This is a genomic window from Streptococcus sp. SS4 (assembly GCF_030440125.1).
GTDB lineage: Bacteria > Bacillota > Bacilli > Lactobacillales > Streptococcaceae > Streptococcus.
In genome coordinates this window covers 140,845-166,561 of the sequence record NZ_JAQFJM010000007.1, presented here as the reverse complement: position 1 = coordinate 166,561, position 25,717 = coordinate 140,845, and the positions used below count along the sequence as shown (strand labels likewise).

The 25,717-nt window shown below is 37.6% G+C and carries 21 protein-coding genes, 3 tRNA genes and 1 other annotated feature; of the genes, 5 read left to right on the top strand and 19 right to left on the bottom strand.

What is annotated here, in order from left to right; translation table 11 throughout:
* Positions 1-322: 322 nt before the first annotated feature.
* From ftsH to PCY16_RS07740, 15 genes are all read right to left on the bottom strand, one after another.
* Positions 323-2,302 carry an ATP-dependent zinc metalloprotease FtsH gene (ftsH, locus tag PCY16_RS07810; protein WP_195413447.1) on the bottom strand — a complete coding sequence of 660 codons (1,980 nt, stop codon included), beginning with the start codon at positions 2,300-2,302 and terminating at the stop codon, positions 323-325.
* Positions 2,303-2,321: 19 nt separating this feature from the next.
* Positions 2,322-2,864 (bottom strand): hypoxanthine phosphoribosyltransferase, encoded by a 543-nt coding sequence (gene hpt / locus PCY16_RS07805; protein WP_195413446.1) that lies wholly within the window; start codon positions 2,862-2,864, stop codon positions 2,322-2,324.
* 81 nt (positions 2,865-2,945) lie between these two features.
* Entirely contained in the window at positions 2,946-4,211 is a 1,266-nt protein-coding gene (gene tilS, locus PCY16_RS07800; RefSeq protein WP_195413445.1) for a tRNA lysidine(34) synthetase TilS, read from the bottom strand.
* Complete coding sequence (locus tag PCY16_RS07795) at positions 4,211-5,503, bottom strand: serine hydrolase (RefSeq protein ID WP_195413444.1); 1,293 nt, start codon at positions 5,501-5,503, stop codon at positions 4,211-4,213. Before PCY16_RS07795 ends, tilS begins: the two co-directional genes overlap by 1 nt.
* On the bottom strand, positions 5,500-5,631 hold the full coding sequence (locus PCY16_RS07790) for an SP_0009 family protein (protein ID WP_002883955.1): 132 nt from the start codon (positions 5,629-5,631) through the stop codon (positions 5,500-5,502). Before PCY16_RS07790 ends, PCY16_RS07795 begins: the two co-directional genes overlap by 4 nt.
* Positions 5,631-6,002, bottom strand: coding sequence for a septum formation initiator family protein (locus PCY16_RS07785; RefSeq protein WP_002886276.1), 372 nt, complete (start codon positions 6,000-6,002; stop codon positions 5,631-5,633). The genes PCY16_RS07790 and PCY16_RS07785 overlap by 1 nt, the downstream gene beginning before the upstream one ends.
* On the bottom strand, positions 5,986-6,261 hold the full coding sequence (locus tag PCY16_RS07780; protein ID WP_002886275.1) for an RNA-binding S4 domain-containing protein: 276 nt from the start codon (positions 6,259-6,261) through the stop codon (positions 5,986-5,988). The genes PCY16_RS07785 and PCY16_RS07780 overlap by 17 nt, the downstream gene beginning before the upstream one ends.
* 184 nt (positions 6,262-6,445) lie before the next feature.
* Positions 6,446-9,952, bottom strand: coding sequence for a transcription-repair coupling factor (gene mfd / locus PCY16_RS07775; RefSeq protein ID WP_195413443.1), 3,507 nt, complete (start codon positions 9,950-9,952; stop codon positions 6,446-6,448).
* A complete protein-coding gene (gene pth / locus PCY16_RS07770) occupies positions 9,945-10,514 on the bottom strand; it encodes an aminoacyl-tRNA hydrolase (RefSeq protein WP_013989873.1) in 570 nt (189 codons plus the stop codon). The genes mfd and pth overlap by 8 nt, the downstream gene beginning before the upstream one ends.
* Before the next feature lie 72 nt (positions 10,515-10,586).
* Positions 10,587-11,702 (bottom strand): redox-regulated ATPase YchF, encoded by a 1,116-nt coding sequence (gene ychF / locus PCY16_RS07765; protein WP_002883967.1) that lies wholly within the window; start codon positions 11,700-11,702, stop codon positions 10,587-10,589.
* A gap of 209 nt (positions 11,703-11,911) precedes the next feature.
* Positions 11,912-12,103, bottom strand: coding sequence for a DUF951 domain-containing protein (locus PCY16_RS07760; protein ID WP_037599384.1), 192 nt, complete (start codon positions 12,101-12,103; stop codon positions 11,912-11,914).
* Positions 12,104-12,154: 51 nt separating this feature from the next.
* Positions 12,155-13,291, bottom strand: a complete 1,137-nt coding sequence (gene dnaN / locus PCY16_RS07755) for a DNA polymerase III subunit beta (RefSeq protein WP_002883965.1) — start codon at positions 13,289-13,291, stop codon at positions 12,155-12,157.
* 155 nt (positions 13,292-13,446) lie between these two features.
* Entirely contained in the window at positions 13,447-14,811 is a 1,365-nt protein-coding gene (dnaA, locus tag PCY16_RS07750) for a chromosomal replication initiator protein DnaA (RefSeq protein ID WP_060972961.1), read from the bottom strand.
* 237 nt (positions 14,812-15,048) lie between these two features.
* The gene (locus tag PCY16_RS07745; RefSeq protein ID WP_195413442.1) at positions 15,049-15,816 is read right to left on the bottom strand and encodes a ParB/RepB/Spo0J family partition protein; all 768 of its coding nucleotides are present in this window, start codon (positions 15,814-15,816) and stop codon (positions 15,049-15,051) included.
* Between the two features lie 65 nt (positions 15,817-15,881).
* A complete protein-coding gene (locus PCY16_RS07740) occupies positions 15,882-17,117 on the bottom strand; it encodes a trypsin-like peptidase domain-containing protein (protein ID WP_002892211.1) in 1,236 nt (411 codons plus the stop codon).
* A 205-nt stretch (positions 17,118-17,322) separates the two neighbouring features.
* On the opposite strand from PCY16_RS07740, the gene rlmH reads away from it, so the two are divergent.
* A complete protein-coding gene (gene rlmH / locus PCY16_RS07735) occupies positions 17,323-17,802 on the top strand; it encodes a 23S rRNA (pseudouridine(1915)-N(3))-methyltransferase RlmH (RefSeq protein WP_037598563.1) in 480 nt (159 codons plus the stop codon).
* A 16-nt stretch (positions 17,803-17,818) separates the two neighbouring features.
* Positions 17,819-18,502, top strand: coding sequence for a YoaK family protein (locus tag PCY16_RS07730; protein ID WP_002892206.1), 684 nt, complete (start codon positions 17,819-17,821; stop codon positions 18,500-18,502).
* A 25-nt stretch (positions 18,503-18,527) separates the two neighbouring features.
* On the opposite strand, the gene PCY16_RS07725 is transcribed toward PCY16_RS07730, so the two are convergent.
* Positions 18,528-18,601: transfer RNA gene (locus PCY16_RS07725), tRNA-Arg, on the bottom strand.
* A 186-nt stretch (positions 18,602-18,787) separates the two neighbouring features.
* Between PCY16_RS07725 and PCY16_RS07720 the strand changes: the two genes are divergently transcribed.
* Positions 18,788-18,859 (top strand) — tRNA-Glu (locus tag PCY16_RS07720).
* Positions 18,860-18,881: 22 nt separating this feature from the next.
* Positions 18,882-18,955 (top strand) — tRNA-Asn (locus tag PCY16_RS07715).
* A gap of 96 nt (positions 18,956-19,051) precedes the next feature.
* Here the strand turns inward: PCY16_RS07715 and PCY16_RS07710 are convergent.
* From PCY16_RS07710 to PCY16_RS07700, 3 genes are all read right to left on the bottom strand, one after another.
* Positions 19,052-21,646 carry a YfhO family protein gene (locus PCY16_RS07710; RefSeq protein WP_195413441.1) on the bottom strand — a complete coding sequence of 865 codons (2,595 nt, stop codon included), beginning with the start codon at positions 21,644-21,646 and terminating at the stop codon, positions 19,052-19,054.
* A gap of 49 nt (positions 21,647-21,695) precedes the next feature.
* Positions 21,696-23,318, bottom strand: a complete 1,623-nt coding sequence (locus PCY16_RS07705; RefSeq protein WP_070577139.1) for an ABC-F family ATP-binding cassette domain-containing protein — start codon at positions 23,316-23,318, stop codon at positions 21,696-21,698.
* Between the two features lie 66 nt (positions 23,319-23,384).
* A complete protein-coding gene (locus tag PCY16_RS07700; protein WP_037599377.1) occupies positions 23,385-24,257 on the bottom strand; it encodes a YitT family protein in 873 nt (290 codons plus the stop codon).
* A gap of 144 nt (positions 24,258-24,401) precedes the next feature.
* Positions 24,402-24,641 (top strand) — a binding site (T-box leader).
* 46 nt (positions 24,642-24,687) lie between these two features.
* Here PCY16_RS07700 and trpS point away from each other — a divergent pair.
* A complete protein-coding gene (gene trpS, locus PCY16_RS07695) occupies positions 24,688-25,710 on the top strand; it encodes a tryptophan--tRNA ligase (RefSeq protein WP_070577137.1) in 1,023 nt (340 codons plus the stop codon).
* Positions 25,711-25,717 lie beyond the last annotated feature (7 nt).

Here is a 25,717-nt window from a genome sequence, read left to right as displayed (position 1 = left end):
CGATTTATTCTTGTAAATTGACAGGTTATAATTTCTTCTATCATAACCCTGCACTTGGTTTCTTATTCAGTTCTCAAAGGTCTTTGTCTCTCTTAAGACAACTCCTATATTCTAGCAAATCTAGAATAGCTTGTCAACACTTTTTTTGAAGTTTTTTCACTTCTTGGTGTTGGCTGCTCCTTCCGAAACAGCTTATTTATAATATCATCTCTGACTTATCTTGTCAATAATTTGCAGTGATTTTAATTTTCTTTTTTTTATAATGCTTTTTAATGGTATTTTTTCTCTCGATTTTACTTAAAAAAAAGAAGAGTAGAACTCCTTACTCTTCTTCATCTTTATTTTTATTTTCAATTCTTTCTTTGACTTCGTCGTAAGATAAGGCATGATTATCTTCTTCTGAGTCTCCAAGAGAATCCTCCGGCATCTTACCAGTCTCATAAATTGACTTGATTTGTGCAGCATCGAGTGTTTCATACTTAAGTAAAGCTTCTGCAATGAGAGCATGTGTTTCTCGGTTTGCATTGATAATTTCAGCTGCTTTGTCATGTGCCTCAACTAAAAGTGATCGAATTTCTTCGTCAATAAGTTGAGCTGTATGAGCTGAGTAAGACTTATCTGTAGTAAATTGTCCTGGATTCATCGCATGATTACCTTCATATTGGACTGGTCCAAGTTTTTCGCTCATACCATATTCAGTAACCATTGCACGTGCCAACTGTGTCGCTTGCTCAAAGTCATTTGAAGCACCTGATGTTTGAACGTTGAAAATAATTTCTTCTGCAACACGTCCACCCATAAGACCTGCCAATTGTTCTTTTAGCTCATCTTTAGATGACAACATCTGATCCTCTTTTGGTAGAGAAATCATATAACCACCTGCTCGACCTCGTGGAACAATAGTAACCTTGTGAACATCACGAGCGCTAGAAAGTGTCAAACCAACAATTGTATGACCTGCTTCATGGTAAGCCACAACTTTACGTTCATTTTCTGAAACTTGGCGGTCTTTCTTAGATGGTCCGGCAATAACACGATCCTCTGCTTCATCGATATCACTAGCATCAATTCTAGTCTTACTACGTCGTGCTGCAACTAGAGCTGCCTCATTCAAGACATTCTCTAAGTCGGCTCCGACAAAACCTGGAGTTTGTTGAGCCACAACCTTAAGGTCAACATCTTCAGCCAATGGTTTATTCTTGGCATGGACTTTCAAGATAGCCTCTCGGCCTTTTACATCTGGGCGACCAACAAGAACTTTACGGTCAAAACGTCCTGGACGTAGGAGGGCTGGATCAAGAACATCACTACGGTTGGTTGCAGCAATGACAATGATATTCTCATTTCCATCAAAACCATCCATTTCAATCAACAGTTGGTTAAGGGTTTGTTCGCGTTCGTCGTTACCACCGCCCATTCCAGTACCACGACGACGCCCAACCGCATCGATTTCATCAATAAAGATAATAGCACGTTCAGCCTTTTTAGCGTCTTCAAAAAGACTACGAACACGACTTGCTCCGACACCGACAAACATCTCTACAAAGTCAGAACCTGAGATACTAAAGAAAGGAACATCTGCTTCACCAGCTACAGCTTTAGCAAGAAGAGTTTTACCTGTCCCTGGAGGACCTTCAAGGAGGACACCTTTAGGAATACGTGCACCCAGTGCCTTATATTTACGTGGATTTTTGAGGAAATCTACAACCTCTACAAGTTCTTCTTTTTCTTCTTCAGCACCAGCCACATCTGTGAAACGAACTTTAATATTCTCTTTTGATTGAGTCTTAGCACGGTTGCGGCCAAAATTCATTGCACCGCGGTTACCGCCTTGATTCATCATGAAAAGGAAGAAAATAGCAATCCCAATCAAAGGTAGGTAACTAAAAAGATATGAAATCCAAGCACCACTTGAACTTTCACGTATCATTTTAACATTAACATCAGCTGCTTCTGATGCTGATTGCAATTTCTGCATGGTTGTTTCATTCTGAAGCACAGTTGACGTAAAGCTACGTGTCTCTGATGATGCACTACCTAAAAATGGTAGACTAAGGTCAGTATCAACCTTTTCAGCCTTTTTGTAGCTACCTTTGACTTCAATGATACTACCGTCTGGCTGATAAGTGATAGATTTTACCTTACCATCTTCAATTTTCTTAACCAACTGTGTGTAAGACAATTGTTGACTTGGGCTTTGGCTTCCTCCTGCAAAGTATTGTACTCCGGTTACAACCGCAATAATAACTATGATGTAGAGAAAAGCGTTCCGTAAGAAGCCATTATTATTTTTATTATTCATAAATTAATTAGACCTTTACTTATTTTGTATAAATTTCTTCTTTTAGGACACCGACATAAGGGAGGTTACGGTATTTTTCATCATAGTCTAGTCCGAAACCAACGATAAATTCATTAGGGACATCATAACATATGTAATCTGCCTCAATATCAACAACACGACCCTCTGTTTTATCAAAAAGAGTTGCGATTTTGACTGAATTGGCTTTACGGTACTTGAACATATCTCGAAGATAAAGGAGCGTACGACCTGTATCAATGATATCTTCAATAAAGATGATGTCTCGTCCTTCAACATTAGTGTCAACATCTTTAAGAATCTTTACTTCACCACTGCTGACAGTTCCGCCACCATAACTTGAAACGACCATAAAGTCCATCTCAATATGGGTGTCGATATGTTTGATAAGTTCTGCCATAAATGGAACAGCACCTTTCAAAACACAGACTAGAAGAGGATTTTTCTCCGCATAATCCTCTGTCAGTTGTTGTCCTAGTTCTTTAGTTTTAGCTACGATATCCTCTTGGGAAAAGAGGACTTTTTTAATGTCTTTTTCTAACATTTGGGTTCCCTTTCTCGAAGTCAATATTCTGTTATTATACCACTTTTACTTCAATCATCGTTATTTGAACATGGTATTTGATTAGAAATTCTTATAAATGACTACAGTGCCATAAAGTATAGCATTTTCAGGTCTTTTTTTCAAATAGAGACGCCCAGCAACATAAAGAAAAATAATATGACCATCTTGTTCTCCTACGATGGCTTTTTGACGATCCTTCTCTAAAATCTTATTGTCTATAAACAGTCGTCTTAATTTTTTATGGTGACTACCAAGGTCAATCTTATCGCCTTCTTTTCTATGACGAATCACTATTGGGGCATCTGACCAAATACTAATAGCATCTGTGTTAGAAACGTCATTGAATTCTGAAAAAGTCAAGGTATAATCCTCAAACTCAACAGATTTTCCAAATTCTAAGAGACAAGGAGGCGATAAAGAAATAGACGCTTCTTTCCTTATCAAGAAATCTGTCTGTGTTTTTACTAGTTCATAACCATTTTTTAGGGGCATCTTTCCTGAAGTATTTTTCCTTAGATAACTTATTAATTGATTAAATTGGCCTTTAGAAAGCTGTAAATCAGGAAAGGAGTCTAAATAATTCTGAAGAAGAAAGAGCTGGACAGCATCTGACTGTTGCTGAAAAACAGATAAATCAGTGATACTAATATCCTTTGTTAACTCTCCTAGAGCTTGCTCCATAAGACCAATCTCCTCGGCTAAAAGACAAAGGTGCTCCTTAATTTTAGGATTTTCCTGAGATAAAGTAGGAAGATAGGACAGTCTGATGCGATTCCTAAGGTAGGCTAGTGAAGTATTACTCCTATCTTCAAAATGGAAAGTTACGGGAAGCTGAGCTTTCGTAAGATGCAAAAAGGGACGAATAATCTGACCAGTGCCAAATGGTCTGATAGCTGAAATTCCTGTCAGGTGTCTTAAACGACTTCCTCTCAACAGTCTCATAAAAATTGTCTCTGCCTGATCATCTGCATGATGGGCTGTTACAAGAGCAGAGTAATCATAATCTTTCATGACCTGCTTAAAAAACTCATAGCGAAAGGTACGGGCAGCATTTTCTGAAAACTTTCCTGAGAATGCACTATAGTGAAAAGGGACCTTATGTTCCTCTGCCCAATGACGTAAATACGCTTCTTCATGCTCCGACTCTTGTCGTTGTTTATGATTAACGTGAGCAATCCCCAACTGAATATCCAAATCTTTTTGATGGTTATACAAAAAGTGCAGCAAACTCATAGAGTCTGCTCCACCTGATACTGCTACTAAAATTTTCTTGTGCCGGTTAAAATAACCCTTGGCTTGCATCATTTGCAACAATTTTTGTGTCATTATTTCAAAATTCCATAAACATCATCTGCAATTGAGGTGATTTTGTCATAGCCTTCTTTATCCGTAAAAATCGATAAAATAAAGGGAGAATCTGCATAAACAATAGCGACATCATGTTTAAAGTCGTAGGCATCCCCTATTTTATGTGCAACAGGGACATCAATGTTTTTGGAAATACGTTCGCCATCATAGTCCGTGCTTGAAAGATAATTGATAATATCTCCATTTTGTCTATAAACAGCCTCCATCAAAGTACCTGCGGCTCTAGCAGTCAACTCCTTTTTATCCATATTCCACGAGGTCGCTGCGGCTTTATCTACTGATTTTTGGAAGGCTTTATCATACTGATTAGCTACATAATAACCTAATATATTTGTCGCTACATTATCTGAGTTTTGGGCTACAGCCTTTAACAGATTTTCCAAGCTATAATTCTTATCATCAGGCATCTTACTAATCTTTCCAGAACCATCTGGATCATAGGCACCTGGAAAACCATTTACAGCAGAGGTATATTGATACTCATCTGATAATGCTAATTTCTCTTGAGACAGACGTTCCTGTGCATAGTAGAGTACACCAAGCTTCGCTACGCTAGCTGCATACATGCTTTTTTCGTCATTGATAGCAGCTACTCGGTTCGTATCAAGCTGTTTAACATAAACTGAAATGCGCTCTTGATTGTTATACTTCTCATTAAGAACTTTTTGAACAGACTCGATGCGATTATCAGTCGTTGATAAATCAGAAGCATTAATCCACCCCTCTCCGTCTACCAAATAGTAGGTCCCTGCATGCGTCTGAGCTGCTTGGCTAACCTTAATAGGTTTGAAACTAGCGAGTTTAGAGTCAGCTTTTTCGGTTCCTAACACGTAAGGTTCTTTGTATACCGTTAAACCATCTTTAGTCCAGAAGGTCATATCTACTGGTTTTTGATTATAGATACTATCATCCACAATTGATTTCTGACTAGCGGCTACATAATCACCATCTTGAAGTTGGAAAACAGGTTCACCTTTTGCGTTCCAAAAAATAGCAGAAATCGATAGTTTGGTATCCGCTTGGATACTGGTTTTAAATTCTGTTAATTCCTTGTTCTTATAAGTTAGGATAGTTGTTATCGTTCTTGGATTTTTAGGAATCTGTTTAAATTGACTCAAGCTAGCTGTAGTATTTTGAGTCAATTTTTGAACCTGTTTTGGGGTCAGAGCTAACTCCTTCTCCATAGGAAGTAGGACTAGAGGGCTAGAAGATACAAGCACAACAGTTGCAGCTATTAAGAGCTTTTTCATGCTTGTTTCTTCACCTCCTCTTTCCTCGGTAATTCCGTTTTAAGTTGCTGATTTTTTTCTGATAGTTCCTCTAACTTGGCTTCTGAATAGGTTAAAAAAGTTTCTACAGTTTTAAGTAAATCTTTCATTAGGGTAATAAGCTTGGTACAGGATAGATAGACTCTCCTTCACGTGAATAATAGTACTTAGCACGCGCATATTTCTCGGCGAAAGCATCATCCTTAAGTTTCTTAGCCAAATCCTTTCGTTCCTTTGTCTGATCTGACAATTTATCATAGTCTTTCTGAAGCGACAAGACTTCCTTCTCTTGCTGTTTGATGTTCATATAGGTCTCAACCAGATTGTAGGTTGGCAAGATAAAGAGTAAAACAACCACAAAGAGAATCCACCCCATAAAGCGATTCCTTTGTTCGTGTTCGGCACGCTCTAATCGTTGCTCTTGATTGGCATTATCAATGTAATCATTCGTAAGCTGTACAATATTAGGCTTCTTGCTCATCTGCTTCAATCCTTGTTTCACTTATAATCTCGTACATTTTTGTCGCATCTTCTTTTTTCGTACTATCTTTCATTTCTAGAACACGGACAGTCAAGAGTTTATTTCCAAAACGAACTTCCACTTGGTCACCAATTTTTAAATCTGTAGATGACTTAGCGAGTACACCATTTACTTTTATACGCCCTTTATCAGCCACTTCTTTAGCAACTGGACGGCGTTTGATAATTCGTGATACTTTTAAATATTTGTCTAATCTCAATGTTACTGTTTCCTTTTCGTTAGGATATCTCTTCTATGATAGCATTTTTTTTAGAAAATAGGGGACTAAAGCCTTTTCAATACAAAAATAAGAGGATCGACACTAGTCGACCCTCTCAGGAGATTTATGAAAAAGAAAAGTTTTAGGATATTTTATAGTATAGAGAGACTTACTTAAACTTTCCTTAAGCTTCTTTTTTTTCTTTACGTTCTTTGATTTCCATAAATGTCAGTCCAAAAATCTTTAATTCTTCAAGAATTTCATAGTCTTTCTTGTTACGAACATCAAAAGTAATCTCTACTTTCCCCTGATTATCACTAATTTTTGCTTTTAAATGCGTTTTAGAGATAGCTTCAAAATAATCTTGAGTCAAGAAGAATTTGAGAGAGGCTTTTTCGAAACGAACAGTGATAGTATCGTTCTTACGCTCAACTAATTCTGCAAAGGCAGCATCCAAATAGGCCTTAACCAGACCAATCTCAATGAGATAGGCAACTTGGTCTGGATATTCTCCAAAGCGGTCAATAAGCTCATCTTGAAGGTCTTGATAATCTTTCTGATTCTCAATTTCTCGAATACGCTTATAAATTTCAATTTTTTGGCGCTCATCAGAAATATAGTCAGAAGGGAGGTAAGCATCAATCTGAAGATTGAACTCTGCATTTCCTTTACGTCGAACTTGAGTTTTACCTTGACGTTTATTGATAGCCTCTTCCAAGAGTTGCGAGTACATTTCGAATCCGACTGAGTCGATGAAACCACTTTGAGAAGCGCCAAGAATGTTCCCTGCACCACGAATTGATAAATCACGCATGGCAATTTTGAAACCTGATCCCAGTTCTGTAAAGCCCTTAATAGCATCCAATCGCTTCTCAGAGACTTCCGTCAACACTTTGTCAGGACGATACATGAGATAGGCGTAAGCAATTCGATTACTACGTCCCACACGACCTCTCAACTGATAAAGGGTAGATAAGCCCATATGATCTGCATTCTCAATGAAGAGAGTATTAACGTTGGAGATATCAATCCCTGTCTCGATAATGGTTGTTGCTACCAATACATCGTAATCACCATTCAAGAAATCCAAGAGGGTATTCTCCAACATAACCTCACTCATCTGACCATGAACAAATCCGATACGTACTTCAGGGACTAGCTCATGTAATTCAGAAACTTTTTGATCAATGGTTTCAACACGATTATAAACATAAAAAATCTGACCACCTCGGTCCATCTCTCTTAATATCGCTTCTCGAATAAGACCAGGATTGGTTTCCATAACATAAGTTTGAACTGGATAACGGTTGGTAGGTGCTGTCTCAATAATCGACAAATCACGAATACCTAACATAGACATATGAAGCGTACGAGGAATAGGTGTCGCAGTTAGAGTAAGGACATCAACCTTAGCTTTCAACTCCTTAAGTTTCTCTTTATGCTTCACGCCAAAACGTTGTTCTTCATCAATTACTAGCAAGCCTAAGTCAGAAAACTTAACATCTTTAGACAGTAGGCGGTGGGTACCAATAATAATATCAATACGCCCTTTAGCTAGATTTTCAATAGTCTCATTCTGCTCTTTTTTACTTCTAAAACGACTGAGTTCATCTACTTCAACGGCATGATTTTCAAAACGCTCTTTAAAATTCAAATAGTGCTGATGGGCAAGAACCGTTGTAGGAACTAGGATAGCAACTTGCTTTCCATCATTGACTGCCTTGAAGGCGGCACGCATAGCTACCTCTGTCTTACCAAAACCAACATCACCAACCAAGAGACGATCCATGGGTTTGTCTGACTCCATGTCTGCCTTAATTTCCTTGATAGAACGCAATTGATCCTCTGTCTCAGCATAGGCAAAATCATCTTCGAATTCCCTTTGGTTATCATCATCTGGTGAAAAAGCAAAACCTTTAAGTTGACTACGCTCAGCATAAAGTTTTAAGAGATCATCGGCAATATCCTCTACTTGCTTGCTTACTTTTTGTTTAGTCTTTTGGAAACGCCCATCATTGAGTTTATTAATTTTAGGCTCTTTTCCGTCCGCTGATACGTACTTAGAGAGACTCTCAATCTGCTCAACAGGTAGAGAAATTGTTGCAGCATCCTGATATTGGATGGTCAAGTAGTCACGATGCACCCCTTTAATCTCAATAGTCTCAATACCTTTAAATTGACCGATACCATGAGTCTGGTGTACAACATAATCACCTTTTTCAAGTTCATTGTAATCTTTAAGACGCTCAGCATTGGAAACGTGACTGGCACGCGCACGACGTTTTACTTTTTTATGAAAAATCTCACGTTCAGTGACAAGAACAAGCTTTTCATCCGCAAAGTAAAAACCATTGGATAAGTTTCCTAAGACTAACTGAGGCTTATGAGGTATCAAATCTCCAAAACTACTAAGTGGTAAATCTAAATCATATTCTTCCAAGGTTTCCTTCAAAGATTTGAGCTGCTTCTCAGACCCCACTTGTAAAATAACTGTTGCCTTATTCTTGGTATAGCGATGTATTTCATCAACTAGAAGTGGAAACTGGTTAAAGAACTCCTGCATAGGGTATTGAGTAAATTGATACAACTTATCAAATTTAAGATTTCCCAATCCCTTATGAAAATTCGAAAAGAAACTAGCTGGCTGATAGTTACGTAAAGTCTTAAATGAATCCACTAAGTAATTTAGATGACTCAGAGACTTGCCCTGATGAAGATCCTCAGTTAAAAGATTAGCCACTTCCAACTCAAGACGTCCATGGCGGTCCACTATCTTTTGAAAATCATCAATGAATACAGGAGTTTCCTTTGGAAGGTAGTCAAATAAGGTGTAAGCTTTATCATAAAAGAGAGACAAAAACTTACGTAAATCTTTATGACGGTAACCATCAATCGTAACCGACAGAACCTCCTCAAGGTAAGCCTTATGAGGACCTTCTGCCTTTGAGGCCGCACTTTCTAGGGTCTTCTCAGCACGTTGGTAATCTTCTCTTGTTAAGATAATATCATCTGCCGGAGATACGATAATATGCTCTAAATTATCTAAAGATTTCTGACTATCGCTATCAAACTGACGAATACCATCAATCTCATCTCCAAAAAATTCTAAACGGTAGGGGAGTTCTGCAGTCAGTTCATAAATATCTAAAATATCGCCCCTACGACTGAACTCACCAGGGGAGAGAACCTGCTCTACCCTTTGGTATCCAATATGAGTCAGATGCTTACTGAGAGCCTCTAAATCATGTTCTTCCCCTAGTGCTAAGTTAATACGAGAGTCTTTATAAACCTCAGGATTAGGCAAATGTAACTTAGTACCAACTAAACTCGTAACCAAGATTCCACTTGACTCTTTATCCATTAAAAAATTAAGACTTTCGAGACGAGAATGGGTCTTTTCTGGAGAAGCGAAGATAAACTCTGCAGCTACTACATCATCTGCAAAAAAAGAATAAACCTTATCCTCTCCTAAGATAGCTGACAAATCTCCTGTTAGTTGCTCAGCTTCATTTTGTGTTGAAGTAACGATTAGAATCTTAGGAACCTGCTCAGAAAGGGCAGATGCCATGACAACTGCCTTGCTGGAACCAGAAAATCCCATAACCAACTGTCTACTCAATAAAGTTACTTTATCACGCCACTCAAGCAATTGAGGATTCTTCTCAAAAAGATCTAATAGGGTATTAGCCATTATAACGCCTCATGGTGTCTTCGAAATCATTGGTTTTAAGGTAATGATTGAGGGCCGTCTCTACCTTGTCTAAAGTCAGTAAAATTGTGGCATAATCATCTTCACTAAATTTTCCAAGGACATGATTAACGACCGTCATTCCTTTCTGTGGGCGGCCAATACCAATTTTTATACGGTCAAATTCTTGAGTGCCAGTTTCAGCAATGATAGATTTAATCCCATTATGACCACCTGCTGAACCTTTTTGACGAAAGCGCAATTTCCCAACTTCCATATCTAAATCATCGTAAATAACGATAAAATCCTCCATGGGAATATTGTAATAAGCTAGCAATGCTCTAACAGCTAGACCTGATAGATTCATAAAGGTTGTTGGTTTCACAAAATAAACCTTCTCACCATTTAAAAAGGTCGAAGCCACTTCAGCCTTAAAGGTCTTTTCCTCAGAAAAGGTTAATCCCAGTTCCTTAGCCATTAGGTCAATAGCCATAAAACCAACATTGTGACGTGTCTCATGGTATTTTGAACCAGGATTTCCCAAGCCAACTACTAATTTTGTCATTATTTCTCCTCTTTGATAAACAGCAAAAGGACTGAAAAATACTTTTCAGCCTTGTGCACTATTTTTTATTTTCTAAACGTTGAAACGGAATTCCATGATGTCGCCATCTTGAACAACGTATTCTTTTCCTTCTTCACGAAGGCGACCAGCTTCCTTAACAGCTTTCTCAGAACCATATTTAATGAGATCATCGTAAGACATGGTTACGGCACGGATAAATCCTTTCTCGAAGTCAGAGTGGATAATTCCTGCTGCTTGTGGAGCCTTGATGCCTCGTTTAAAGGTCCAAGCACGCACTTCTTTCTCACCAGCAGTAAAGTAAGTTCCTAGACCAAGCAAATGATAGGCTGCGCGTGTCAGTTTATCAACTCCTGATTCTGTCAAACCAAGGTCTTCCAAGAACATTTCTTTGTCTTCATCATCCAATTCAGAAATTTCTTCCTCAACACGTGCCGAGATAACAACTACTTCTGCATTTTCAGTCGCTGCAAACTCACGAATTTGTTTGACATAATCAATATCATCAGGATTTGCGACTTGGTCTTCATCAACGTTAGCCACATAAAGTACTGGTTTTGTTGTCAAGAGGAAGAGTCCCTTAACAATTTTTTGCTCTTCCTCAGTAAAATCAATCGTACGTGCAGACTTACCATCTTCTAGAACAGGTTTAATCTTTTGAAGAATATTAAACTCTGCCACAGAATCTTTATCTTTTTGTGTACGCGCAATTTTTTCGACACGCGCATAACGTTTGTTAATTGATTCAAGGTCAGCCAAAATCAATTCTAGGTTGATTGTATCAATATCAGCCATCGGATCTACAAAGGCATCCTCACGCCCTTGTTCACGCATAACATTTTCATCATCGAAGGCACGAACCACATGGACAATCGCATCTACTTCACGAATGTTCGCCAAAAACTTATTTCCAAGACCTTCACCCTTTGATGCTCCTTTTACGATACCCGCAATATCTGTGAACTCAAATGTGGTTGGAACTGTCTTTTTAGGGGTAATAAGTTCAGTCAGTTTGGTCAAACGCTCATCTGGTACCTCAACCATACCGACGTTTGGATCAATTGTTGCGAAAGGATAGTTAGCAGCTTCCGCACCCGCTTTTGTAATTGCATTGAAAAGAGTTGATTTACCAACGTTTGGCAAACCAACGATACCTGCTGTTAAAGCCATTAATTTATTTCTCCATAAAAAAGTAATTCAGTTAATTATAACACAAAAATTGTTAAAAATAGGCAACTTCCCTTTGAGAACCAGAAAAAGGAAAGCAAGGCAAAGAATGCTATAAAAAAGATGATTAGGAACTATAGAAAGTTTTTATATTGCTAGTGAAGTAATTTTCTTAACATAAAACTCTCGTTATATAGTCTCTCCAACACCTGTTATAAAACCTTCTTAAGTTTCTTCTCGAAATCATGACGACTCATCATGACCACATGATCACAATTCGTACAACGAATCTTAATGTCAGCTCCAAGACGGATTACTTCCCATTCATTAGCTTTTTTTCCTGTTGCTTTGATAGTACAAGCATGTGGTTTTTTCATTTCAACTAAACTTCCAATTTGGTACATAAATTCCCTTTCTAGTAAAAAAGTTATCCACTGTGGATAACTTTTTCGATTTTAGTTTGTTCTTACAGGTGTAATCAATTGAATAAAATTCTCACTGTCATCTGCTGGCGTCAATGTAAATGGACGTACTGGTGAAATGAAACGTACACGGACAGTCTCACTCTTAAGAGCTTTCAAAGCATCTATTAGGTAGGTTGGATTGAAACTAATGACCAAATCACTACCTGAAACATCTTGCACGTCAATATCCTCATTCACCTTTCCGACTTCTGGCGAATTAACATGGGCACTGACACTACCATTAATGATTTCGAGTTTAACGGTACCACTTTGACTAGCATTAGAAATCAAATATGAACGTTCCATAGCAGAACGAAGGCTAGCAGTCTCAAAAACAACTTCTGTTTCAAATGAATCGGACAAGAGACGATTAGTGTCTGGATAATTTCCTTCAAGTAAACGTGTATAGAAAGAAATTGTTTCACTACGGAATAGAATTTGATTTGCTGAGAAGAAGACCTCTAAGTTTTCAATATCATCGCTAAAAACTGCCGACAATTCTTTAAGTGAGCGACTTGGGATTACGACATCAAAGTTATCTGCAGAATGCTCCAAAACAAGTTGACGTTGGCTCATTCGGTGAGAGTCAGTTGCTACAGCTTTGAGATCTTTATGATTTGAAAGAACAAAGTGAACTCCGGTTAAAATTGGACGACTTTCTTGAGTGCTTGCTGCAAATGAAGTTTCAGCAATGATAGATTTTAACACTTTTGTGTCCATGAGCAATGGTGTCAAGCTATCAACTTCCTGAATACGGGGATATTGTTCAACATCTTTCCCTTTTAAAGTAATCTCTGATTTACCACTCTTCAGTAAAACTTGGTATTGTTCGATTTCTTCAAAAGTAAGGGTAACATCAGGCAAGCTTGAGACAACATTAATGAAAAAGTTTGCTTCCAAAAGGATACTACCTGGCTGTGTAATTAATAGACCTGCATTTTCTTCCGAAACTGAGATACTATTTTCAATTGAGATTTGCCCATTTGATCCTGTCAAATAGATACCATCACTGGTAACTTCGATTTTAATCGTCGATAGAATTGGGATAGCATTTTTAGAAGAAATAGCACGGCGAGTCGTATGAAGTGCTTGTAAGAAATAAGCTTTATTAATCGCAAATTGAATCATGATGCTCCTTTATTTTTATTAGTATTATTTTAGTAGTAGTAGTAGGTCTTGTGGACACTGTGCATAAGTCTACAAAACATAGTTTTATCAAGGCTTTGAACTTGTGCACAGCCTGTGGAAAAGTTTGAATGATTTTTAATAGTTATCCACAAGTGTCATTTTATCTTGTTTTTGATGGTATCAATTTCAATGCGTAAACTGTCATCTTGGGCAATCATATTTTTGATTTTATTGTATGCATGTAAGACAGTTGAGTGGTCTCTTCCGCCAAATTCTTTTCCAATTTTTGGAAGGGAGTTATCAGTCATTTCACGCGCAAGATACATGGCTACCTGACGTGCCAAGACAATATTTTGTGTTCGTTTAGTTGCCTTAATTTCTTTTACAGTGACATTATAAAATTTCCCTACCTCAGTTTGGATATCCTCAATCGGAATAAGAGTTAACTTAGGACCATCCATTTTACGTGCACGAATAGCTTCAGCAGCTACCTCAACTGTGATAGTATCTAACTGGCGAACATTGGCAACTAAGCTAATATCTTTTAAGGCCCCCTCCAAGTCACGGACATTTGAATCAAATTGGCCAGCTAAATACTCAATTGTTTCAGGAGGAAAATGATAATCATAGTCCATAATCTTATTAGTAAGAATGGCCACTCGCGTTTCAAAGTCAGGTGGTGTGATATTGACGGTTAACCCCCATTTAAAGCGCGTGACAAGACGCTCTTCCATCTCGTTCAATTGATCTGGATTACGGTCGCTAGTCAGGACAATTTGTTTATTATTATTGTGAAGTACATTGAAAGTATTGAAGAATTCCTCTTGAGTGGCTTGCGTTGATTTTTTAGCCAATGATTGAATATCGTCAATTAAGAGAACGTCCAGATGACGATATTTAAGTTTTAGTTCGTCCATTTTATCTAAACGGATATGTACAACAAATTCATTAATAAAATTCTCTGCAGTAATGTATTTAATGCGTGCTTGAGGATTATCATGTAAGACCTTGTTTCCAATGGCATTGAGCAAGTGAGTTTTCCCGAGACCAGGTCCTCCGTAAATAAATAGAGGGTTATAAGTAGCTCCTGGTGAATCAGCTACAGCTAAAGATGCAGCAACTGACCAACGATTTTCATCCCCTTGGATAAAATTATCAAAGGTATACTTACTATTTAAGTCTGAGTCCAATGTAGGAAGAGCAGGGGTCTGCTGTTCCTTTTTATTACCAAAGTTATTATTTGCTACAGTTGGATTTGCCTCGTTTATGAGTGCTTCGTCAAAGACGTACTCAACTTTTATTTCACTATTATAGGCTTCAAAACCAGCCATCAAAATGAAAGATTGCATATTCTTTTCCCAGAATAGCTTTTTGACTTCTTCAAGCAGAATTGTAGCAACGTTATTTTGAACTTTGATGAGCTTGGTATCTAGGACATAATAATCAAAAGTGGCTTGTGTTAGTTCCTCTTTGGCCAGCTCTAAGAGTTTATTCCAAAAAAAATGCTCTTTTTCGGTCATTCCATCAATTCTCCTTCTTTATTCTTGTTCTCTGATTCTATCATAAAACAAAAAAGTTTTCCACAGGTCAGGAGATAAAAGTTTCTCAAGTTATCCACAACTGAAAAAGACAATTCACATTGTGCACAAGAGTTATCCACAAGTTGTGAATAAAAAAAGAAACCCTCGTAAATAAAGGGAGGGCAACATTTTTTTGATGTGGATAAGTTTGTTTCTTTTTTCTCATTAATTCACAGGTCAAATTAGCTTGTTGATAATTCTGTTAAAATCTTCTTCCGTCGAAAAGTGGATCTGAATAGTTCCAGAGTGATTTTTGTGATAACGAAGAGTAACGGGGAGACCAAGTGATTTTTCTAGTTCTTTTTCTTTATCTTTTATGTGAATATCTTTTTTTGATTTTTGTTTTTTAGGAAGTTCTTGAAGTCTTTTTTCCAGAGTACGAACGGACCATTTTTCAGTAAGCACCTGATGATAGATAGTTAATTGCTTTTGGGTATCCTCAACAGATAAAAGCGCTCTAGCATGTCCTTGACTCAGTTTGCCATTTTCGATACTTGTCTGTATCTCTTTGGGAAGTTGGAGGAGTCTGAGAGCGTTACTGATATAGGGCCTGGATTTCCCCATAGCTTTTGCCAGTTCCTCGTGACTGTAAGCTAAATCATTAATTAAACTACGATAGGCCTTTGCTTCTTCAATAGGATTGAGATTCGAGCGTTGTAAATTTTCAATAATAGCTTGTTTACGACTCTCTTGATCTGAGACTTCCTTTACGACTGCAGGGATTTCTGTCATTCCCAGACGTTTACAGGCACGTAAACGTCTTTCCCCAGCAATTAGTTCATAACCAATAATGTCCGATTTTCGGACAATGATTGGCTGTATCAGTCCATTTTCAGCGATTGATTGGCTCAGTTCTGCTAATTCTTCATCAGAGAATTCTATACGAGGTTGAAAAGGATTTGGGTAGATTTCACTAATAGGTAAAGCTTTGAGTTGTTCTTGCATGTTATTCCTTTCCAAAAAAGACCTTTACATTATTGTAAAGGTCTTTTGACAGATTTGTCAATGACTTAGTCAGATAAGTCTTCTGTAGATTTTGTTAATTTAAGTTCTTCAGTTTTCTTCTCTTTACCACGATAGAAGGTTACCTTGATTGTATCTCCGATACTATGGCTGTAAAGATTGGTTTGAATATCAGTTTTTGAGCTGATTTCCTTACCGTCAATTTCAGTAATAACATCATTTTCTTGAAGTTTACCGTCAGCTGGCATACCTTTTTGAACGCTACCGACAACAACTCCAGATTTAACCTCATCTGGTAAATCTAATTTAGAAGTTGCACTGCTAGAAAGGCTATTAAGATCGGCCATTGAGATTCCTAGGGCTGGGCGTGTAACTTTACCGTCTTTTTCCAATTGATTAATGATTTCGACAACATCGTTTGATGGAATGGCAAATCCCATACCTTCAACGGCACTACCAGCGACTGCTGACGTTGATGAAATCTTACTTGAGTTAATACCGATAACTTGTCCTTCAATATTGACTAAGGCACCACCAGAGTTACCAGGGTTAATGGCAGCATCTGTTTGGATAGCATTTGTTGAGACAGTTTCACCATTGTCGTTTTGCATAGTTACGGTACGGCTAAGGCTAGATACGATTCCCTCTGTTACTGAGTTGGCGTATTCGGTACCAAGTGGGCTACCGATAGCAATTGCCTTTTCACCAACTGTGAGGGAGTTTGAATCTGCAAATTCTGCGACGGTTTTTATTTTATCTGAAGAAACTTTGACAACTGCTAGGTCAGAGTAAGTATCTTTACCAACGAGTTCACCAGTAATTTTTGATCCATCTGAAAGCATGATTTCAAGTTTTTTAGCACCATCAACAACGTGGTTGTTGGTTACGATGTAGGCCTCTTTCCCATCTTTTTTATAGATAACACCGGAACCTTCACCAGCGACTTGCAACCCATCAGAATCTTTTGATTTGTCTTGGCTAGAATCAGAACTATCATCTCCACCAAAAATACGACCATAAAGTTCATTTAGGGAATCTGAAGATGAGCCTTCTTGGTAATTGATGACAGAAACAACGGCATTTTGTACTTTCTTAACGGCCTTAGTTGTATCTGTTGTATTGTTGTATACGGTCTTAGCTGTTTTAACACCTGTATCTGTTGTATTGGTAAAAGATACCCCTGCTGCTGTTAATAGGATAAAGGCACCTAGTAGACCACCTAGTAAGCCAATAACAAGCATTGCAATTGGCGCTACTATTTTTTTCCAGTTAAATTTTTTCACGTTTAGTCCTCCTTTTTGATAAACATATCAAAGTAAGCTTAATTATATCATAAAGTGATTTAAAAAAACAGTTATCAACAGTCTGTGGATAAGTTTCAAAAAGTGTAGATAAACAGCGATTTTATAAGGATAACTAGAGATGCTTGACACGAAAAAGGTGTGGATAAGGTGTTAAAAGATTGTGGATATGTGCTATAATAACCCTATGAAAGTTAAATTGATTACCGTTGGAAAACTGAAAGAAAAATATTTGAAAGATGGCATTGCGGAGTATGTCAAACGACTAGGACGCTTCACAAAATTTGAATCTATAGAATTAACGGATGAAAAGACGCCAGATAATGCAAGTGAAGCTGAAAATAAAGCTATCCTAGACAAAGAAGGACAGCGTATCTTGGCTAAAGTAGGTGATCGTGATTATGTCATTGCCTTAGCTATTGAAGGAAAACAATTTCCCTCGGAACAATTTGCTAAAGAGTTAGAGCAAGTGACCCTTAGAGGCTATTCAGATATTACTTTTATTATAGGGGGCAGTTTGGGACTCTCTCCAACAGTAAAAAAGAGAGCTAATCGATTGATGAGTTTTGGTCTCTTAACATTCCCTCATCAGCTTATGCGCCTTGTATTAGTAGAACAAATTTATCGTGCATTCATGATTCAGCAGGGAAGTCCTTATCATAAGTAGAAAAAAGGAAACAGACATGTTCAGAATGAAAAAACGCTCCTATCGTGTTTTTGAAGGATTACGAGTAGCAACTCTAGTTAGTTATATAGGAGGCTTCATTGATGCCTATACTTACAATACTCAAGACGGTCGATTTGCAAGTATCCAGACAGGCAATCTCCTCTATTTGGTCATTCACCTTGTTGAGGGGCATATTGCAAGAGCTTTTAGCTATGTAATACCTATTTTTTTCTTTGTTTTAGGTCAGTTTTTTGTTTTTTTTGTTAAGAAGTGGCTCATTAACCATAAGTGGGGATGGCATTTGCAAGCGATTAGACTTGCCCTTCTCTTGATGACTATTCTTGCAATTATTACACCATACGTTGATTCTACTATTACGATTGCAGGCTTGGCATTCTTCGCCTCTCTTCAAGTAGGTATTTTTAAGCGAGTCAGAGGTGTAAATTATGCTTCCTTTATGATGACTGGTAATATTACTAATACTTCTTTAACCATTGCTAGGGCTATTGACGAGGGTGATGCCAAAGCGCTTAAACAAGCTTCTTATACAACTATTATCATCTTTACATTCATGGTAGGAGTCGCAGCCTCAACTTGGTTTGCTCAATATTTACATGAATACAGCCTATATACGACTTTGCTTCCCTTGTTTGTTTTAAATTATTTCTTATTTATCGAGGCAAAAGAAAAACGCAACTAGAGATTCTAGAATGCGTTTTTTTATCTGATCCCAGCAGGATTCGAACCTGCGACCGTTCGCTTAGAAGGCGAATGCTCTATCCAGCTGAGCTATGGGACCAATAACTCTATTAGTTTACAAAATATATAGCAACATGTCAATACTTTGTAAAAGCAAGATAAAAACTAACGTAAAATTCGAATAAATTTAGCAAAATTTAATATTTTTTTTGAAAAAAAGTATAGACAAAATCGAATACTCTGATATAATAATAAGAGTATTAACGAGATAAAAATCTTAGAACTTGGTCCGTTGGTCAAGGGGTTAAGACACCGCCTTTTCACGGCGGTAACACGGGTTCGAATCCCGTACGGACTATTTTTGCTACTTAGCAGTTTTATCCGCCATAGCTCAGTTGGTAGTAGCGCATGACTGTTAATCATGATGTCGTAGGTTCGAGTCCTACTGGCGGAGTGATAAGACACCTCAAGTTGTATAGCTTGAGTTTTTTTGTACCCAAAGTTAAATAGGTCTGGAACACTTGTTCCAGACCTATTTAATTTAAGATAATCAGCTTTTTTGAATAATAGTTGTTTTTCTGATGAAGTAAGCGTAGCAACAAAATATGATACTTGCCAATAGACTAATCAATGAACCTGTCTTAAGTCCATAGGGAATAAAGGTTAGAACAACTTTTCCTTTTCCACTAGGGACATCGACTTTCATGAACCCCTTTTGAGCTCGTTGAATCTTAACTTTTTTATGATTTATGGTCGCTGTCCATCCCTTATCATATGGAATGGTAAAGAATAGTGACGCATTCGTTTTACTGCTATAATCAACGAACACTTTATTTTTTGACGTAGTAACCTTGCTATCACGTTCATTAATAGTATCCATAGCTATCTGATAGTTTTGAGTATCAAGGGCATAAAAACTAGGATTATCAAAGGATATTGCTTTATTGCCAGAGAAACTAAGTTTGATGGTAACCATTGACTCTGTTTCAAAGTAGCCAAGGTCAAAAAAATCAAAGGTATTGTCAGTAACTTGATTCTTTGTCACACCGTTTACAGTAATTGACAGAGAGTGGTTATTGTCATCAGACCAAGAAATATTAGGAATACTAACATAGAGTTGACTATGTGGTGGAGCAATAACTTGATAGGTGATTGTTACAAAATCTTTATTCGAGTTGCTAACGTTTTTAGTCACGCGCTGATTCAAAGATCTAGCATCCTTATCAAACAGTTGAGATGGAGCTCGTTTAAAATAGGTTAAGTTAAGTCCAGAGAGAGTATTCAGCAAGCTAGTTTGATTGTCAAGCGTATTGACAGTGAAGTCAATATTATTGTAAATGCCATCAGTTAAGATAGCAAGCTGGCTTGCATTATTATTTTGATAAAGTCCCATTGTTTTCTCAGAAGTTACGTGATTAAAACCATACTTATTAAGGTCAAAGTTCGATAAATTATATTTTATTCCGAAGAGACTATCAGCGATAATGGTGTTATTTTGGTAACGTAGGTTTAAATTAGTCCCTTCAGATTTGAAGCCTAACCTATCGAGTGTTGAGCTTGAAGCGGTATTTCGAATGGATGAAAACTGAGAAATACCATTATAATTGAATCTCATACTGTCGTTACCAGTTTGAGCCTCTAACCTTTCAGTACGGTAAAAAGTCTTATTCGCTTGCTTAGTTTTTGAAACTAGTTTTGTAATGGCAGACATATTTCGTAGATAGCCTTCACGAGTTGGGAATACCCACTCATTTCCAAGAGCTCCAACAACATAGTAAGTACTTAATGTAAGCTCAAAAATGCAGAATAAGAAGGTGAAACAGCGAAAAACACTCCCAGGAATCTGTTGGCTAAAATAGCTAGTAAATAGAATGGCATAGGCTAGGAGAAATGCTAGACTTAATAGCCAGGAGACTGGTTCAATGAAGCTATAGTGAGATTGAAAGATCCAAGTTAGTAAGTAAGCGGTACTCAATCCTAAGAAAGATAGGAGGAGCCTTTTAAAAGAAAACTTTCTAATTCGGTTGAGTGTTTCTCCTGCTAAAAGAACAGTTAGGAGAGATAGGAGCCAAGAATAGCGATGGAGAAACATGTTAGGCGCGTGCATACCTTGCCAAAACAAATCAAGAGGCTGTAAGTAGAAGCTAGCGATAAAGAAAGCTACTAATAAGAGGTAACCTAGACGTAATGATAGCTTGATTTCCCTACTAATAAAGAAAAGTAGAAAAAGAATCAAAGGTAAGATTCCCACATAAATCATAGGGATTGATCCGAATTTAGTAGTATCATAAACTCCAACGAGATTTTTCGCAAAGAAGTCAAAATAATAGGTAGACTCTGTCAACAAACTTGACGCACCTGTAAATTTTTCACCATGTGTTGTCAAGTCAAGTAGTGTTGGCAGCAGCATGACAGCACTACTTAAACCAGCTAGTATAGAGACAATTCCAAAGTCTATGAAATGAAGAATCTTACTCTTCCACCCCTTGATAGTTATCAATTGTACTATGGTGTAAAGGGTTAGGAAAATAGCCATCATATATCCAAAATAGTAGTTTTGGATAAAAAGGCAGGTTAGACTAAAAAAGTATAAGCCCCGTCTATTGAATCTTAGTAAGAGGTGTAAACCTAATATGATTAGAGGTGCTAGAATAAAGGCATCTAGCCAGGTGTTAATTTCTAACTGACTGGTAGCAAAGCTCATCAAAGCAAATCCTGTAGAAAGACATAGGATGAAACTTCTTGACACTTTTGTAAAGAGACGCTTAAAGCTAAAAGCTCCTGAGAGCCCAATAAGACCAAACTTAAGCAGTGTTATATAATAAAAAGCATCGGCCATTTGGTTGACAGTAAAGAAATAGTAAAGTGGAGACAAGAAGGAACCTAAGTAATAGCTTGTTAGAGCATAGAAATTAAGACCTAGCCCACTTGTAAAGGTGTAAAAGAGGCTTCCATCTCCATGAAGTATATTCCTAAGTCCAGTTGCAAAAATCACATACTGATGAAAACCATCACTTGTTAAAATAGTCCGCTCACTACCAGGATAGATTTTTTGGCTATACAGCACACCTATCATGATTAGTACTGGCAAGAAAAAGGCAGCCAGATAAAATAATAAAGTCGTATGGTATTTTTTATTTGTCATAATGATACTAAGACAGGTTGGGATATCCCAACCTGCATCTTTTTATAGTTTAATCAGCCCATAGTGCTTTGACTTTAGCTTGCACTTCTTCATTTTCAAGGAATTCATCATAAGTTTCATCAATACGGTCAATAACCCCATTTTTAGAAACGACTACGATGTGGTTCGCTATTGTTTGGATGAATTCATGGTCATGACTGGCAAAGATAACAGACTCTTTGAAGTCACGGACGCCATCATTCAGACTTGAGATTGATTCCAAATCCAAGTGATTAGTAGGATCATCTAGAAGAAGGACGTTAGATTTCAAAAGCATGATCTTAGAAAGCATGACACGTACCTTTTCTCCCCCTGAGAGAACACTAACAGATTTATTAACCTCATCTCCTGAGAAGAGCATACGTCCAAGGAATCCACGCAAGAAGGTATCATCATCTTCACCTTTTTCGGCAAATTGACGGAGCCATTCGAGAATTGATTCACCGGATGCAAAGTCTTTAGAATTATCTTTTGGAAGGTAAGAGCGGCTAGTAGTAACACCCCATTTGATTGTACCTTCGTAGTCAATATCATCGGCAAGAGCACGAATCAATGCAGTTGTTTGAATATCGTTTTGACCGATGATGGCAGTCTTATCTCCTGGTCGCAAGATGAAACTAATGTTATCAAGAATAGTCTCACCATCCATCTTAACAGTGAGATTTTCAACTGTTAGAAGGTCATTACCGATTTCACGCTCTGCTTTAAAATTGATGAATGGGTATTTACGACTTGATGGGACGATTTCTTCTAGTTCAATTTTATCAAGCATTTTCTTACGAGAAGTCGCTTGTTTAGATTTTGAAGCGTTGGCAGAGAAACGTGCAACGAATTCTTGAAGTTCTTTGATTTTTTCTTCTGCTTTTGCATTACGGTCAGCCTGCAAGCGTGCAGCCAATTCTGAAGATTGTTTCCAGAAGTCATAGTTACCGACATAGAGTTTGATTTTACCAAAGTCAAGGTCGGCCATATGCGTACACACCTTATTCAAGAAGTGACGGTCATGGGATACGACAATGACCGTATTTTCAAAATCAATCAAGAAATCTTCAAGCCATGAGATTGACTGGATATCAAGACCGTTGGTAGGTTCGTCAAGAAGAAGTACATCAGGTTTACCAAAAAGCGCTTTTGCAAGGAGGACTTTCACCTTGTCACCATTAGCTAATTCGCTCATATTTTGATAGTGAAGGTCTTCTGAAATATTTAGATTCTGGAGTAATTGTGAGGCTTCGCTTTCAGCTTCCCAACCACCTAATTCAGCAAATAGACCTTCTAATTCAGCAGCACGGACACCATCTTCATCTGAAAAATCTTCCTTCATGTAGATGGCATCTTTTTCTTTCATAATATCGTAGAGGCGTTCATTCCCCATGATAACAACATCAATGACGCGTTCATCTTCATAGTCAAAGTGGTTCTGACGAAGAACAGAAAGACGCTCATCAGGACCAAGAGAGATATGTCCTGTTGTTGGTTCGATATCACCAGCTAAAATTTTCAAAAAAGTAGATTTACCAGCACCATTGGCACCGATAAGACCGTAAGTATTACCTGGCGTGAAGGCAATATTAACATCATCAAAAAGTTTACGATCGCTAAAACGAAGCGATACATCCGATACAGTAAGCATATAATATCCTTTATTTTTATTCTTAACTACTATTTTACGAGAAATTAGACTTTATTTCAATCGATTTTATAAGGGATTAATAAAGTCATTTGGAACTTTTTGGTAATCTTTTTGGAGGCTAAATCCACGTCCCATAACTGTAGAAGCAGGAACAATGACGATAAAGGCAGTTTCATCTATTTTTTGGATTTCTTCTTGAACTTTCGGAACCTCATGAGTTGACAAGGTAGTCATAATCATATTTTGTGCATGTCCAGTATGTCCACCAAGAACTGGAATTTTTGTTGCTCCTCGATCAGCCACTCTAGTGATGTAGTTTAGGATTTGTTCACTATTTTGCGAAATGATTAGAAGATTTCGTGATGAATTGAGTCCGACCATCATTTTATCAATTGTAAGAGAAACAACTCCAAGTGAGAGAATGGAGTACATAACAGTATCAGGTGGAAAGGCAATAGCACTGATTGCGACAATGATTCCATCAACAATAAGTAGTACCATTCCTAGTGGGAGTGGCGTATACTTGTGGAGAATTTGTGTGATAATTCCAGTTCCCCCAGTTGAGGAATTTCCGTAAAAGACTATTCCTAGTCCTAACCCTAATACAATCCCACCAAAAATAGCAGCCAACAAAGGTTGTTTGGTGAGTGTAGGTAAGCCCTCGGTTAATTTAATAAAAGTTGGGAAGATAAGAGATCCATAGAAGGTTTTTAGGAGAACTTCGCGACCAAGAAAGCACCAACATAAAATTAACAAAGGGATGGTGGTTGCTAAGACGAAGTTAGCATTGTTCCAACCAAAAAGGGCGTTTAAACTAATGGCTAGCCCTCCGACACCACCCGAGGCAATATTATTCTTAACTAAAAGTGAGTTATAGCCAACCGAAGCTATAAAAGAACCGATTGTAACTAAAAGTATATCTATTATTCGACGTTTCATATATTATCTCCTAGAAATGATATTCTTATTATCAAGTCTTTTTAAGTTTCCGTCAAGTATTGACTATTTTGGTTGTATCTAAGGTTGTGTTTCACGTGAAACTAGAAACATAATCTTGACAAGAATAGATAAAACAATGTAAAATAATAGTCATCAGAAGAGTAATTCTTTCCTTTTTTATAGAGAGCTGGTGGTTGCTGAAAACCAGTATGAAGGTGGAATGAATGGGCTGAAGAGAATTGACGGTTAACGTGAACACATAAACGTTAGGTTTGGCACCCCTTATCGTGCAACTTCTTTGTTGAGAAGGTTTGAGATGATAGCTTCAGAAAGAGTTATCAACTGAGGTGGTACCGCGTATCAAAAGTGATTAACGCCCTCACGCATGTTTTTGCGTGGGGATTTTTTTTTGTATTAGAGAGGTAATTATATGACGAAACCTATTATTTTGACGGGAGACCGTCCAACAGGGAAACTTCATCTAGGACACTATGTTGGTAGTTTAAAAAATCGTGTCCTTTTACAAAACGAAGATAAATATAACATGTTTGTCTTTTTGGCTGATCAGCAAGCCCTTACGGATCACGCCAAAGAGTCAGAGATTATCAAAGAATCAATTGGGAATGTTGCTTTAGATTATCTCTCTGTAGGTTTGGATCCAACGAAGTCGACTATTTTCATTCAAAGTCAGATTCCTGAGTTGGCTGAGTTGACTATGTATTACATGAACCTAGTTTCATTGGCACGTTTAGAGCGTAACCCAACGGTTAAGACGGAAATTGCTCAAAAAGGCTTCGGAGAATCTATTCCAACAGGCTTTCTAGTTTATCCAATTTCTCAGGCAGCTGATATCACAGCCTTTAAAGCAAATTATGTTCCTGTAGGTAATGACCAAAAGCCAATGATTGAGCAGACACGTGAAATTGCACGTAGCTTCAATCATACTTATCATTGTGATATTTTGGTTGAGCCAGAGGGAATCTACCCTAAAAATGAAGCTGCAGGACGCCTTCCAGGTCTAGACGGAAATGCTAAGATGTCAAAATCCTTGGGTAATGGTATCTTCCTTTCAGATGATGAAGACACTGTTCGTAAAAAAGTCATGAGCATGTATACGGATCCAAATCATATTCGTGTGGAAGATCCAGGCCAAATTGAAGGTAATATGGTTTTCCATTATCTTGATATCTTTGGTCGCGAAGAGGATGTTACTACAATTGCTGAAATGAAAGAACATTATCAACGAGGTGGTTTAGGAGATGTGAAGACAAAACGTTATCTTCTAGAAATCTTAGAACGTGAGTTGGCTCCAATTCGTGAACGTCGTTTAGAATATGCCAAGGATATGGGAGAAGTTTTCCGTATGCTTGAAAAAGGTAGTCAAGCAGCGCGTGAAGTTGCTGGACAAACATTGGCGGAAGTAAAAGAAGCGATGGGAATTAAGTATTTCTAAGAAATAA

What these genes read in the sequence shown, in the direction of transcription:
- PCY16_RS07795 (WP_195413444.1), bottom strand. Translation starts at nt 5,503, where the DNA reads ATGAAAAAGCTCTTAATAGCTGCAACTGTTGTGCTTGTATCTTCTAGC.
- rlmH (WP_037598563.1), top strand. Translation starts at nt 17,323, where the DNA reads ATGAAAGTTAAATTGATTACCGTTGGAAAACTGAAAGAAAAATATTTG.
- dnaN (WP_002883965.1), bottom strand. Translation starts at nt 13,291, where the DNA reads ATGATTCAATTTGCGATTAATAAAGCTTATTTCTTACAAGCACTTCAT.
- PCY16_RS07730 (WP_002892206.1), top strand. Translation starts at nt 17,819, where the DNA reads ATGTTCAGAATGAAAAAACGCTCCTATCGTGTTTTTGAAGGATTACGA.
- PCY16_RS07710 (WP_195413441.1), bottom strand. Translation starts at nt 21,646, where the DNA reads ATGACAAATAAAAAATACCATACGACTTTATTATTTTATCTGGCTGCC.
- PCY16_RS07790 (WP_002883955.1), bottom strand. Translation starts at nt 5,631, where the DNA reads ATGAAAGATTTACTTAAAACTGTAGAAACTTTTTTAACCTATTCAGAA.
- dnaA (WP_060972961.1), bottom strand. Translation starts at nt 14,811, where the DNA reads ATGACCGAAAAAGAGCATTTTTTTTGGAATAAACTCTTAGAGCTGGCC.
- PCY16_RS07745 (WP_195413442.1), bottom strand. Translation starts at nt 15,816, where the DNA reads ATGCAAGAACAACTCAAAGCTTTACCTATTAGTGAAATCTACCCAAAT.
- PCY16_RS07700 (WP_037599377.1), bottom strand. Translation starts at nt 24,257, where the DNA reads ATGAAACGTCGAATAATAGATATACTTTTAGTTACAATCGGTTCTTTT.
- pth (WP_013989873.1), bottom strand. Translation starts at nt 10,514, where the DNA reads ATGACAAAATTAGTAGTTGGCTTGGGAAATCCTGGTTCAAAATACCAT.
- ftsH (WP_195413447.1), bottom strand. Translation starts at nt 2,302, where the DNA reads ATGAATAATAAAAATAATAATGGCTTCTTACGGAACGCTTTTCTCTAC.
- PCY16_RS07760 (WP_037599384.1), bottom strand. Translation starts at nt 12,103, where the DNA reads ATGTACCAAATTGGAAGTTTAGTTGAAATGAAAAAACCACATGCTTGT.
- PCY16_RS07705 (WP_070577139.1), bottom strand. Translation starts at nt 23,318, where the DNA reads ATGCTTACTGTATCGGATGTATCGCTTCGTTTTAGCGATCGTAAACTT.
- PCY16_RS07785 (WP_002886276.1), bottom strand. Translation starts at nt 6,002, where the DNA reads ATGAGCAAGAAGCCTAATATTGTACAGCTTACGAATGATTACATTGAT.
- trpS (WP_070577137.1), top strand. Translation starts at nt 24,688, where the DNA reads ATGACGAAACCTATTATTTTGACGGGAGACCGTCCAACAGGGAAACTT.
- ychF (WP_002883967.1), bottom strand. Translation starts at nt 11,702, where the DNA reads ATGGCTTTAACAGCAGGTATCGTTGGTTTGCCAAACGTTGGTAAATCA.
- mfd (WP_195413443.1), bottom strand. Translation starts at nt 9,952, where the DNA reads ATGGCTAATACCCTATTAGATCTTTTTGAGAAGAATCCTCAATTGCTT.
- tilS (WP_195413445.1), bottom strand. Translation starts at nt 4,211, where the DNA reads ATGACACAAAAATTGTTGCAAATGATGCAAGCCAAGGGTTATTTTAAC.
- hpt (WP_195413446.1), bottom strand. Translation starts at nt 2,864, where the DNA reads ATGTTAGAAAAAGACATTAAAAAAGTCCTCTTTTCCCAAGAGGATATC.